Raw genomic sequence first — 11759 nt, 5'->3', positions numbered from 1 at the left:
CCCCCCCCCCGCCCCCCCCCCCCCCCCCCCAGCGCCCCTCCCCCCCCCACCCCCCCCCGCGCCCCCCCCCGCCCCCGCGGCCCCCGCCCCCCCCCCCAACCCCACCCATCCCCCGGGCCCCGCCGAGCCCGCCGTCCGGGCGCCCACCGCCGTCGCGACCGCCGTGGCCCCGGCGCCCGGACCCGCGCCCCCGGCCCTCTCGCCCTACGCCGACTCCGCGGGATCCACCGGCCCGCTCCACCTGCGGCCCGATCCGCGGCGCCGGATCTGGGTCGCCCCCTGGGTGCAGAACAACGGGCTGGGCCGCCCCCTGTTCGCCCTGTTCGGGCTGGTGCCCATGGCGGTGCTGCTGGTGCTGACCCCCGCCGTGCGGGCCGATGTCCTCGCCCACCAGGACCCGCGCCGCGACGGGCTGACCACCTGGGCGTTCGAGGATCCCTGGCGCGTTCCCGTGACCCTGCTCGTGATCGCGGGCATGCCCTGGCTCCACTACCTGCGGGGCCGCCTCCACCGGCAGACCGAGGCCGACGCCCGGTTCTTCGCCGCCGCCACCGCCGTCTTCTGGCTGGTGTGGGTCGCCGCGGTGGCGCTGAACCTCGGGTGGGCCTGGGGAATGAGCTTCGGCTACCACGTCGAGGACGTCTCCCTCGACCACACCCTGCTCGACCTCACCACCGTCATGGGATGGCTCCTGCTGGCGAACGGGCTGATGGCGCCGTTCATCCTGGTCGCGGCCCTGATCCGGCTGGTCCGCGCCCTCACCGGGGACGTCGCCCGCCCCGCCGTCGGCTGAGCGCGCCGTTCACGTCGCGGTTCACGGGACCGTTCACGGCGCGGGGCGGCGAGGCGGACCGGGCGATGACATTCACTGAAATGGGCGTAGGGTCTGATCTTCATGGAGCATCGTTATCTTGGCCGCAGCGGCCTGCTGATCAGTGAAATCTCCTACGGGAACTGGCTCACCCACGGCTCGCAGGTGGAGGAGGACGCCGCGCTGTCATGCGTACGGGCGGCGCTGGACGCGGGCATCACCACGTTCGACACCGCCGACGTCTACGCCGAGACCCGCGCCGAGTCCGTGCTCGGCCGGGCGCTCAAGGGTGAGCGCCGGGAGGGCCTGGAGATATTCACCAAGGTCTTCTGGCCCACCGGCCCCGGCAGGAACGACCGCGGGCTCTCGCGGAAGCACATCCGGGAGTCCATCGACAACTCGCTGCGTCGGCTTCAGACGGATTATGTCGATCTGTACCAGGCGCACCGATTCGACCGCTTCACCCCGCTTGAGGAGACCATGGAGGCGTTCGCCGACGTGGTCCACTCGGGCAAGGCCCACTACATCGGTGTCTCGGAGTGGAGCGCCGACCAGATCCGCAGGGCGCACGCCCTCGCCCGCGAGCTGAGGATCCCGCTGGTCTCCAGCCAGCCGCAGTACTCGATCCTGTGGCGGATCATCGAGCGGGACGTCGTTCCCGCCTCGGAGGAGCTCGGCATCGGCCAGATCGTCTGGTCGCCGATCGCCCAGGGCGTGCTGACCGGCAAGTACGTCCCCGGCCAGGCGCCGCCCGCCGGCTCGCGCGCCACGGACGACAAGGGCGGCGCGAACATGATCAGCCGCTTCATGCGCGACGAGGTGCTCGAAGCCGTTCAGAAGCTGCGGCCCCTCGCCGAGGAGGCCGGGCTGAGCCTGGCGCAGCTGGCCATCGCCTGGGTCCTCCAGAACCCGAACGTCTCCTCGGCCATCGTCGGCGCCACCCGGCCCGAACAGGTCGCGGAGAACGTGAAGGCGGCGGGCGTGACGCTGGACGCGTCGCTGCTGGAGCGGATCGAGGAGATCACGGCCGAGGTCGCGGTGACCGACGCCTCCCTGGTCCCGGGCTCCACGCCGCTGAAGCGCCCCTGAGGCGTTCCCCGAGCGCCCCTGAGGCGAACGCGGCTCCCGCGCGCCGCCGAGCGCGCGCCGGGCGCTCACTCCGGCCGACCCCCCGACGCCCGGAGCGCCTGCCCTGCTGTGGACGACCCCGCCCCCCGGCGGGGCCGTCCACGGGGGACGGCCGGAAGCGCGGTGGTCAGGAGAGTTCGGCGGCGACGTCGAACTCCATGTCGGTCACCGTGCTCTCGCAGACGCCGGTGGCGTCGTCGGCGAAGGTGCCCATCATCCCGGCGGTGCCCAGGGCCCGTTCCGGGGCGCTCGCGTCGACCGTGACCCGCATCCTGGCCTCGGCGGACTCGCCCGGGGCCAGGGCACCCGTCCGCCCGAAGTACTCGTCGGTGTCGTCCGCGCGGTCCAGGTCCCGCCAGGCCCCCCTCACGAACCACTGGCCGCGCGTGGCGATGTCCGCGCCGTCGATGGTGTCGTACGCGCCCAGTGCGACGAACGTGTAGAGGTGATCCACCGGGTAGTCGTACGTATTGGTGATGCGGTAGGTGAACTCCGCCCACTCGCCCGCCACCACCGGGTCCGGGATGCCGGTCAGTTCGATGTCGAGCGGGCCGAGCGAGGAGAACTCCTCGCAGTTCTCGTCGGCGATGTCCCCACCGGGCCGGATGGTGCCGCCCGACGGGTCGGCCGCGGCCCAGGCGGGCCCGGCGGCCAAAAGGGACACGGAGGAGAGGGCAGCCGCAACGGCGGTGGCCGCGGCGCGGCGGTGATGACGCATGGTGCCTCGCAGGTGAATCACAGATGAACGGGTATGCGGGTGCGTCTGCTGTGACCGCCCGCGGCGCGCGGTGGTTGCACGCGCCGGGCCCTCCACACGGAACGGGCACAGGACGCCGCGTGCCCACCCACAAGCGGAATCCGGTCATCGAACGGGCGCCGGGCGGCACATTCGGGCGACTCCGGGCACGCGACGGCATGGGTGGGCGAGGCGGGGGCACCCAGAAGAGATGCCTCTCCCGCGTGGTACCTCCCCCCGTGCCCGTTTCGCCGTGCTGTCAGGACTGCTGGCCGTCCTGCTGCTGCTCGCCGGACAGCCCGCCGTGGCCGCCGCCCCCGCGGGGGGTGCCACCGTGGTGACGCGCGAGCGCACCGGCGAGCGCGTCCTCGACCTCACCATCGACTCGCCGGCCCTGAACGCCCGGGTGACGACGCGGATCCTGCTGCCGCCGGGCCACGACGAGCACCCCGGCCGGACCTGGCCGGTGATCTACCTGCTGCACGGCTGCTGCAACGCGGACCGGGGCTGGTCCGACTGGACCGCCTCCACCGACGTGGCGGCGATCACCGCGGGGACCGAGGCCCTGATCGTGATGCCCGAGGCCGGGGCCGTCGGCTACTACAGCGACTGGTGGAACGGGGGCCTGGGCGGCGCCCCGGCCTGGGAGACGTTCCACCTGGGCGAGCTGCCGGAACTGCTGGCCGCGGAGGTCGGCGCGGGCGGGCGACGTGCCGTGGCCGGCGCCTCGATGGGCGGCACGGGAGCCCTGGGCTACGCCGCCCGCTTCCCCGGCTTCTTCCGGGCCGCCGCCTCCTACAGCGGCAGGCTCGACACCCAGGCCGACGCCCCCGCGGTGATGGCACGCCTGGAGGACCACGGCCTCGACCCGCTGGCGCTGTGGGGCGACCCGGTGCAGCAGGCCGACGTCTGGGCCGAGCACAACCCGTACGCGCTGGTGGGCGACCTCCCGGCGGGCTTCCCCGTCTACGTCTCCAGCGGGAACGGCGCCCCGGGTCCGCTCGACCCGGCGGACGCGGCGCACAGCGAACTGGAGGAGCAGTTCGGCGAGATGGCCGCGGCCTATGTCGAACGGGCCAGGGAGCGGGGGCTCGACGTCACGGCCAGCCTCTACGGCCCCGGCGAGCACGAATGGCCTTACTGGGAGCGGGAGTTCGCCTGCTCCCTGCCCTTGCTCGCCGACTCGGTCGGCGCCCGCTGGGCGCCGGGCACGACCGGGCCCGAGGAGAACTGTTCCGCGTCGGGCTGAACAGGCGCACGATTGCGGGGTACTCGTTCGAGGAAAGGTGCGCGCCGAAGCCGAAGGGGACGAGGCAATGGCGAACAGGGTGCGGTTGTGGCGGTGGCGGCGCAATCCGTTGCGCCGGGGCTCCGATCGGGCGGAGGCGTGGGTCTGCCTCGCGGCGGGGCTGGTGATGGGCGTGGGCGCGCCCGTGGCCGGGACGGTCGTGGCGGTCGGCTCGGCCGAGGCGACGCTGCGCGAGGGCGAGACCCTGCGGAGGACCACGGCCGAGGTGGTCGAGGCCGCGCCGGTCCCCGGCATCGTGGGGTCCGGCGGGCGCGGCCTCACGGCGGTGCGGTGGCGGACGCCCGACGGCGCCCTCCGCGTCGGGGCGGCGCCCGTGGCGTTCGGCTCGGGGCAGGGCGCGCGCGTGACCGTCTGGCAGGACGAACGCGGCACCCTCCGGGACGCGCCCGCGGGGCCCGTCGAGGCGTGGGCGGGCGGCGCCCTCATCGGCGGCTCGACGGCGACCGCGATCTGCCTCGTGACCATGGCCCTCCGCGGCGGCGTCCGGGCCCACCTGAACGCCCGCCGCGCGGCCCGCTGGGAACGCGAATGGGCCGCCATCGCGCCCCGGTGGAGCGACAAGGCGGCCTGAGCCCCGGGGCCGTCGCGGCGGGTGGCGCGTTCAGGGCCAGGGCAGCCAGGCGGCCAGCCGGAAATCGTCGGCGGTCCGCCCGTGCTCGATGTGGCCGCCCGCCAGGGAGGCGCGCTCCCGCAGGCCGATCAGGCCGAGACCGGCGCCCGGTATCACCGGCTCGGGGCCGCCCGACGGCGAGGGCGCCCGGTTCCGCACCTCGACGCTGAGCCCGTTTCCCGGCCCTCCCCTGACCGTCACCGTCACCGGCGCGTCCGGCGCGTGCTTGCGCGCGTTGGTCAGCCCCTCCTGCACCACGCGGTAGACGGTCCGCCCCGCCACCCGCGGCGCCGCCCCCGGATCCCTCACGCGCTGGTGCAGCGCGACCCGCATGCCCGCCGTGCGGGACTCCTCCGCCAGCCGGTCCAGGTCCGCGAGGACCGGCGCCGGCCGATCGCCGTCGTCCGGGGTCCGCAGCACGCCGATGATCTCCCGCAGGTCTTCGAGCGCCTGGTGCGCGCTCTCCCGGATCACGCCCGCCGCCTGCTGGATCTCCGCCGCGGGGGCCTTCGGGTTGAACTCCAGTCCCCCCGCGTGCACGCTCAGCAGCGACAGCCGGTGCGCCAGCACGTCGTGCATCTCGCGCGCGATGTCCTCCCTGGCCTGCCGCCGCGCCTCGGCCGCGGCCCGCCCCGCGCGGTCGTGGAGCGAGGCGATGAGCTGGCGGCGCGAGCGCACGAACAGGCCCCAGCCGATGGTGCAGGCGATCAGGGTGAAGTACACGATCGCCGACTCGGTGCCCGGGTCCTCGGGATCCGGGCTCTGCGCGAGGAAGACCGGAACGGGGGACAGCGCGAGCGCCGAGACCCAGGCGGTCACGCGCGGCCCGCGGTGCGCGGCCACCGTGAACACCGCCACCAGCGCGCCGCCGGTCACGAAGTGGGACTCCGTCCCGGCCAGCAGCAGCACCACCGCCAGGTGAACCGGCCAGCGCCGCCGCAAGAACACCGACACGCAGGCCAGGGCGCCGATCCCGACGTCCAGGAACAGCGCGCCGCCCGAGAGGTTCTCGCCGCGCAGCACGGGGTCCTCGCTGAGCACGGAGAAGCCCACCGCGAAGAGGAAGAGGCTGACATCGGCGAGCCAGTCCCGCCCGGTGCGTCGTCCCATGGCCCCGAATCTACGGTCAACGTCGGCTGCCGGGACGGGCCGTGGCGGAAGTCGAGACCTTGGGACGACACGGGACGGGAAGGTGGCGACTTTGGTCGAGGCGCGAGCAAGTTGCGCGATTCGATCAATTAGGTCGTGCACGATGCTTGTTCCGCGCAACTCCTTGGGGGCATCATGGCCCGCGTTCGCCATCCGTTCGGCATCCGTTCGCCACCAAGGACAGGAGGATCAGCGTGGATCTCCAGCTACTTGCGGCTCTCGTTCTCGGGATCGCGACGATCATCGTGGTCGTACTGCGCACCCGCCTCGACGCGTTCGTCGCCCTGCTCCTGGCCGCCCTGGTCACCGGATTCGTCGCGGGCGCGCCCGCCGCCGAGATCGTGGACTCCATAGCGGCCGGGTTCGGGGACACGATGCAGTCCATCGGCATCGTCATCGGCCTCGGAGTCGGCATCGGCAAGATCCTGGAGGTCTCCGGGGCGGCCGACACCCTCGCCAGAACGTTCGTCCGCGCGTTCGGCAAGGGCCGGGAGGCGTGGGCGATGGCGGGCTCGGGGGCCGTGGTCTCCGTCCCGGTCTTCTGCGACTCGGGCTACGTGATCATGAACCCCCTGGCCCGTTCGATAGCCCGCCGCAAGCGCGCCGGCTATGTGACCCTCGCCCTCGCCCTCGGCTGCGGGATGACGCTGACCCACCACCTCGTCCCGCCCACCCCCGGACCGCTCGGGGTGGCGGGCATCCTCGGCGCCGACCTCGGCGGACTGCTGGTGGCCGGGCTGGTGTACTCCGTGCTCCTGCTGCCCATCGTCGTCTTCTACGCCCGCTGGATCGGGCCCCGGCTGGAGGCCCACGTGTCGGCCGAGGTGAGGGAGCAGGTCTACGGCCCGGTCGCCGTCTCCTCCTCCGGCGGCGCCCCGGCCGCCCCCGTAGGCGGCGCCGCGGGCGAGGCCGCGGGCGCCCCCGTGGCTGCCGCCGCGGACGGCGACCCGGACGAGGGGCCCGACGAGGACCCCGCCGCCGCCCTCGGCCCGCCGCCCGAGGGCGCCCGGCCGCACCGCGTGCCCGCGTTCCTCGCGTTCCTGCCGCTGGTGGTCCCGCTGCTCCTGATCGTCGCCAACACCGCGGCCACCGCCATCGACCAGGACCGGCAGGGCGCCCTGGGCGGCGAGGACTACGAGCCGTCCCGCACCGCGGAGCTCCTGAGCTTCGTCGGCGACCCGATCATCGCGCTGATCGTCGGCATGGTCCTCGCCGTCTACCTGCTGCTGCCCCGGTGGACCAGCCGGCAGCAGGTCAGCGGCTGGCTCGCGCAGGCCGCCTCGTCCGCCGGGCTGATCATCCTCATCACCGGAGCGGGCGGCGCCTTCGGGGCGGTGCTGCGGGCCACCGGCGTCGGGGACGAACTGGCCGAGGCGATCTCCTCCTGGAACCTCCCCGCGGTCCTCGTGCCCTTCCTCGTCGCCAGCCTCGTGCGCGTCGCCCAGGGCTCGGGCACCGTCGCGATGATCACCGCCGCGTCCGTCACGGCGCCCCTGCTCGACGGCCTGGGCCTGTCCGCGCTCATGGCCGCCCTCGCCTGCTGCGCCGGTTCCATGGTCATGAGCTACTTCAACGACTCCTACTTCTGGGTCGTCACCCGCTTCACCGGCCTGGACGGCACGGCCGCCATCCGCGGCTGGTCGGGCATGACCACGGCGGTGTGGCTCGGTTCGCTGCCGCTGCTCCTGGTCGGAAGCCTGTTCCTGTGAGAGTGGTCCCATGAACGCCGCACCCCGCACCGGTGTGCTGGTCGTCGCCGACGACCTCACCGGGGCCAACGCGACCGCCGCCGGGTTCGCCCGCGCCGGGCTGCGGGCCGTCACCGCGGGGCCCGGGTGCGGCGGCGAGGCGCTGGCCGACTTCACCGCCCGGTTCGACGCCGTGGTCGTCTGCACCGACAGCCGCCACAGCCCGCCCGCCGAGGCCGCCGCCCACGTCACAGCGGCCATCGCCGCGGGCGGGCCCGCGGCCCTGGTCTGCAACCGGATCGACTCCACCCTCCGCGGCAATGTGGGCGCCACCACGGCCGCCGCCCTGCGCGCCGTGCGCGACCGCTCCGGGCGCCGCGCCGTGGCGCTGTGCGCCCCCGCGCACCCCGGCGCGGGACGGCACACGGTCCAGGGCAGGCAACTCCTCGACGGCGTGCGCCTGGAGGAGACGGAGCTGGCGCACGACCCGCGCTCCCCGGTGCCCACCTCCGACATCGCCGCGCTGCTCGCCGCCCAGGCGCCCGAGCTGGCGACGGCCGTGCTGCCGCTGTCCGCGGTCACCGGCGACCCGGCCGCGCTGCGCGCCGGGATCGCCCGTCACCTCGCCGAGGGCGCCGACGTGCTGATCGCCGACGCGCTGACAACGGACCACCTGGCCCGTTCCGCCGAGGCGGCCGTGGCCGCGGGCGGCGACGGCGTCGAGTGGGTCGCCGTCGACCCCGGACCCGGATCCGTCGCCCTCGCCGACGCCCTCGGCCTCGCCGCGCGCCCCGGCGGCGCCCCCCTGCTCGCGGTGTCCGGCTCCACCACCCGCCTCACCCGTGACCAGCTCGCCCGGCTCACCGCCGAGCGAACCGTCCACGTCGTCCGCCCCGTGCCCGAGGACCCCTCGGGCGCCGTCCCCGACCCCGGCCCGACCGCCGCCGCCCTCGGCGCGGCCCTCGCCGGCGCCGCGCCGGGAACCACGGTGCTGCTGGCGACCGTCATGGACGGCGCGGATGTCGTCGAGCTCACCCCGGAGGCCGCGGCGCGGCTGCCGGTGGCCCTGGCCACCACGGTGCGCCGCGCCCTCGACCGCCACCGTGTGGACGGCCTCTTCGCCACCGGGGGAGACGTCGCCGCCGCGCTCCTGGCCGAACTCGGCGTCACCGGGGTCGCCATCGAGGAGGAGATCGTGCCGCTGGCCGTGGCGGGCACGGTCGTCGGCGGCCCCTTCGCTGGGCTGCCCGTCGTCACCAAGGGCGGCCTCGTCGGCGACTCCGGCACCACCCTGACCTGCCTGGACCACCTCGCGCGGATGGCCACCGCCGCCCACCGCCAGGTCCCCACGGCCCACGGCCGGGCCCCGTCCGGCAACGGCCACGCCCCGACCACCCGCCCCGAGCACGACCCCTCCCGGAGGAACGCATGACCCGCCCCGTCCTGGCCGTCACCCTCGGCGACCCCGCCGGCATCGGCCCCGAGATCACCGCCCGCACCCTCGCCGCCGTGAGCGGCGAGGACGGCCACCACGGCGTGGCCGTCGGCGACGCGGAGGCGTTGCGCCGCGGCGCGCGGGCCGCCGGGGTCGACGCCGCGGTCCGCGTGATCACCGACTTCGCGACCGAGCCGCCGGGCCCCGGCACCATCGACGTGCTGGACACCGGCGTGCTCGGCACCGACCTGCCCGCCTTCGGCACCGTCGACGCCCGCGCGGGCCGGGCCGCCGTCGCCGCCATCGAGGCCGCCACCCGCGCGGCGCTCGACGGCGCGGTCTCCGGCGTCGTCACGGGCCCCATCAACAAGGAGGCGATCTGGCAGGCCGGTTCGAAGCACCTCGGGCACACCGAGATGCTCGGGGAGCTGACCGGGGTCACCCGCCAGGACACCATGTTCGTGGTCCGCAACACCGCCGTGGAGGGCCACCACCTGCGGATCTTCTTCACCACCCGCCATGTCGCGCTGCGCACGGCCCTCGACCAGATCACCCGGGAGAGCGTGGGGCGTTCCATCCGCGAGGCGGCGACGGCCCTGCGGGTCTTCGGCGTCGAGCGGCCACGGCTGGCCGTCGCCGCCATCAACCCGCACGGCGGCGAGGGCGGCGCGTTCGGCGACGAGGAGATCGTCCACATCGGCCCGGCCTGCGAGGACGCCCGCGCCGAGGGCCTCGACGTCACCGGGCCCGTCCCGGCCGACTCCGTGTTCCACCAGGGCCTCACCGGCCGCTACGACGGGGTGCTGTCCCACTTCCACGACCAGGGGCACATCCCCGCCAAGACCTACGACTTCGACGGCACCATCTCCGTCACCGTGGGCCTGCCGATCCTGCGGACCTCCGTGGACCACGGCACCGCGTTCGACATCGCGGGCACCGGCCGCGCCGACCACGGCACCATGCTCTCCGCCTACCGCGCCGCCGTCGACTACAGCCCGTCGGTCCCGCTGATCCGCGACGCCTACGCCCCGGGCACGGGCCGTTGACCGGGGCGGGGCGCACGGCGGGCGTGGCCAGGCGCGGGACGCGCGAGCGGCACGAGGCGCTGCTGCGGCTGCTGCGCGACGGGATGACGCGGGTCGATCACCTGGCCGCCGCGCTCGGCGTCTCGCCCTCGACGGTGCGCCGCGACCTCGGGCGCCTCTCCGGCGACCGGAAGGTCGCCAGGACCTACGGGGGCGCGGTCGTCCCCGAGGCGTTCCAGGAGCGCCCGGTCGCCGAGAGCGCCCTGCTGCACCGGCGGGCCAAGGCCGACATCGCCGCCGCGGCACGGGAGTTACTGCCCCGGACCGGAGCGGTGTTCGTGGACGCGGGCACGACCTGCGCGGCGCTCGCCCGCCACCTCGGCGACGACGGCTCCGGGCCGGTCGTCACCCGGGGCCTGGAGACGGCGGTCGAACTCGCGGGCGCCACCGCCCGCGACGTCGTCGTCCTCGGCGGCCTGGTCCGCCCGCTCAGCCACGGCCTCGTCGGCCCGCTCACCGAACTCGCCCTGGAACGCCTCTCGTTCGAGGTGGCGTTCCTCGGCGCCGACGCCGTGGACCCGGCGCGCGGCATCGGCGAGCCGACGCTTGAGGAGACGGCGGTCAAGGAGCGGATCGCGGCCCGCGCCCGAAGCGTCGTCGTGCTCGCCGACGCCACCAAGCTCGCGGTGGCCGACGCGCCCGCCTGGACCCGTTTCGGCGGCGGCTGGACCCTGGTCACCGACGAGGGGGCGCCGCCCGACCTCGAAGCCCGGTGCGCCGCCGCCGCCGTCCACCTCGTCCGCGCCCCTCGCACGGACCCCCGCGTCCCCGGCCAGGGCGGCCCGGGCGGGGACGGGCCCGGCCCGACCGCACCCTGAAGCCGCCTCCCGACCGGCTCGACCCCTCACGGGTCCCGAACATGACGTTCGGGTAACGCCGGGGGAGTGGTGTGACGTGGCCGGGCCCTCGCCCCGTCGTAGGGGTGTGGGGCTGTGGAGAGAGGGGCCGGTACCGCATGGGGGCCGAGAACGGGGAGAGCGACCGGGAGTTCCTGGAGTTCGCCAGGGGCAGGACCGAGCCGCTGCTGCGGACCGCCTACCTGCTCAGCGGGGACCGGCACCTCGCCGAGGACCTGGTGCAGGAGACGCTCGGCCGGCTGTACGTCTCCTGGCGGCGCGTGCGCCGGGCGGAGAACCCGGTGGCGTACGCGCAGACGGTGCTGGCCCGGACCTTCTTCGACCACCGGCGTCGGCGCAGCAGCGGCGAGCGGCCGACGGCCGAGCTCCCGGACGCCGCCGTCACGGACGGGGATCCGGTGGTCCGCCTCGCGCTGCTCGACGGGCTGGCCCAACTCCGGCCCGAGGACCGGGCGGTGCTGGTGCTGCGCTACTGGGAGGACCTCAGCGTGGAGGCGACGGCGGCGGCGCTGCGGCTGAGCCTCGGCGCGGTCCGCAACCGGAGCATGCGGGCGCTGACGCGACTACGGGCCGTGCTGGGCGAGGAGTTCGGTGACCTCGTCCCGCGCTGAGGCCCCGATGCGGCAGGCCCCGAGGCGGCAGGACCCGATGCGACGGGACCCGAGGTGGCGCGTGCCGGGCACGCGGACGAAGGACGGTGATGAGTGATGACCGCGCACGACAGGCTGACCGAGGCGATGCGGACCACGGCCATGGAGGTCAGGTCCGACATCCCCGCCCTGATCGCCGGCGGGGTGGCGCGGGGCCGCCGCAAGAGGCGGCTGCGGCGGGCGCGTTGGGCCGGGGCCGCGCTCGCCTGCGCCCTCGCCGCGGTCGGCGGCGCGCTGGCCGTCGGCGGCCTGTCCGACGCCGCCGCGCCCCCCTCCGGCCCGCCCACCACGACCCCGGCCC

The 11759-nt window shown here is 75.4% G+C and carries 11 protein-coding genes and 1 pseudogene; 10 read left to right on the top strand and 2 right to left on the bottom strand.

Annotated features, from left to right (window positions below):
* Positions 1-163: 163 nt before the first annotated feature.
* The gene (locus ADY01_RS25275) at positions 164-793 is read left to right on the top strand and encodes a hypothetical protein (protein WP_049578116.1); all 630 of its coding nucleotides are present in this window, start codon (positions 164-166) and stop codon (positions 791-793) included.
* A gap of 102 nt (positions 794-895) precedes the next feature.
* Positions 896-1900, top strand: a complete 1005-nt coding sequence (locus tag ADY01_RS25270) for an aldo/keto reductase family protein (RefSeq protein WP_049578114.1) — start codon at positions 896-898, stop codon at positions 1898-1900.
* Between the two features lie 166 nt (positions 1901-2066).
* Here ADY01_RS25270 and ADY01_RS25265 read toward each other — a convergent pair whose 3' ends face one another.
* A complete protein-coding gene (locus ADY01_RS25265; RefSeq protein WP_159001411.1) occupies positions 2067-2603 on the bottom strand; it encodes a hypothetical protein in 537 nt (178 codons plus the stop codon).
* Between the two features lie 325 nt (positions 2604-2928).
* Here ADY01_RS25265 and ADY01_RS25260 point away from each other — a divergent pair, with 325 nt between their 5' ends.
* Positions 2929-3924 carry an alpha/beta hydrolase gene (locus ADY01_RS25260; protein WP_053171192.1) on the top strand — a complete coding sequence of 332 codons (996 nt, stop codon included), beginning with the start codon at positions 2929-2931 and terminating at the stop codon, positions 3922-3924.
* Between the two features lie 67 nt (positions 3925-3991).
* A complete protein-coding gene (locus ADY01_RS25255) occupies positions 3992-4555 on the top strand; it encodes a hypothetical protein (protein ID WP_049578110.1) in 564 nt (187 codons plus the stop codon).
* Positions 4556-4585: 30 nt separating this feature from the next.
* Here ADY01_RS25255 and ADY01_RS25250 read toward each other — a convergent pair whose 3' ends face one another.
* Positions 4586-5704: a sensor histidine kinase gene (locus ADY01_RS25250; protein WP_049578108.1), complete on the bottom strand. Its 1119-nt coding sequence runs from the start codon at positions 5702-5704 to the stop codon at positions 4586-4588.
* Between the two features lie 233 nt (positions 5705-5937).
* Between ADY01_RS25250 and ADY01_RS25245 the strand changes: the two genes are divergently transcribed.
* The 6 genes and pseudogenes from ADY01_RS25245 to ADY01_RS39315 form a co-directional block, all read left to right on the top strand.
* Positions 5938-7452 carry a GntP family permease gene (locus tag ADY01_RS25245; RefSeq protein WP_049578107.1) on the top strand — a complete coding sequence of 505 codons (1515 nt, stop codon included), beginning with the start codon at positions 5938-5940 and terminating at the stop codon, positions 7450-7452.
* Between the two features lie 10 nt (positions 7453-7462).
* Positions 7463-8863 (top strand): four-carbon acid sugar kinase family protein, encoded by a 1401-nt coding sequence (locus tag ADY01_RS25240; RefSeq protein WP_063784349.1) that lies wholly within the window; start codon positions 7463-7465, stop codon positions 8861-8863.
* The gene (gene pdxA / locus ADY01_RS25235; RefSeq protein ID WP_049578105.1) at positions 8860-9912 is read left to right on the top strand and encodes a 4-hydroxythreonine-4-phosphate dehydrogenase PdxA; all 1053 of its coding nucleotides are present in this window, start codon (positions 8860-8862) and stop codon (positions 9910-9912) included. Before ADY01_RS25240 ends, pdxA begins: the two co-directional genes overlap by 4 nt.
* A gap of 23 nt (positions 9913-9935) precedes the next feature.
* On the top strand, positions 9936-10769 hold the full coding sequence (locus ADY01_RS25230; RefSeq protein ID WP_234320406.1) for a DeoR/GlpR family DNA-binding transcription regulator: 834 nt from the start codon (positions 9936-9938) through the stop codon (positions 10767-10769).
* Between the two features lie 137 nt (positions 10770-10906).
* On the top strand, positions 10907-11419 hold the full coding sequence (locus ADY01_RS25225; RefSeq protein WP_049578103.1) for a SigE family RNA polymerase sigma factor: 513 nt from the start codon (positions 10907-10909) through the stop codon (positions 11417-11419).
* 96 nt (positions 11420-11515) lie between these two features.
* Positions 11516-11759: pseudogene (locus ADY01_RS39315) on the top strand (hypothetical protein); the annotation flags it as partial.

This window comes from Streptomyces sp. SBT349 (assembly GCF_001083795.1).
Classification (GTDB): Bacteria; Actinomycetota; Actinomycetes; order Streptomycetales; family Streptomycetaceae; genus Streptomyces.
The sequence above is the reverse complement of the archived record's forward strand: the minus strand, read 5'-3'. Positions and strand labels throughout refer to the sequence as shown.

Coding starts and splice junctions, on each gene's coding strand:
- pdxA (WP_049578105.1), top strand. CDS start 8,860: ATGACCCGCCCCGTCCTGGCCGTCACCCTCGGCGACCCCGCCGGCATC.
- ADY01_RS25225 (WP_049578103.1), top strand. CDS start 10,907: ATGGGGGCCGAGAACGGGGAGAGCGACCGGGAGTTCCTGGAGTTCGCC.
- ADY01_RS25250 (WP_049578108.1), bottom strand. CDS start 5,704: ATGGGACGACGCACCGGGCGGGACTGGCTCGCCGATGTCAGCCTCTTC.
- ADY01_RS25270 (WP_049578114.1), top strand. CDS start 896: ATGGAGCATCGTTATCTTGGCCGCAGCGGCCTGCTGATCAGTGAAATC.
- ADY01_RS25240 (WP_063784349.1), top strand. CDS start 7,463: ATGAACGCCGCACCCCGCACCGGTGTGCTGGTCGTCGCCGACGACCTC.
- ADY01_RS25255 (WP_049578110.1), top strand. CDS start 3,992: ATGGCGAACAGGGTGCGGTTGTGGCGGTGGCGGCGCAATCCGTTGCGC.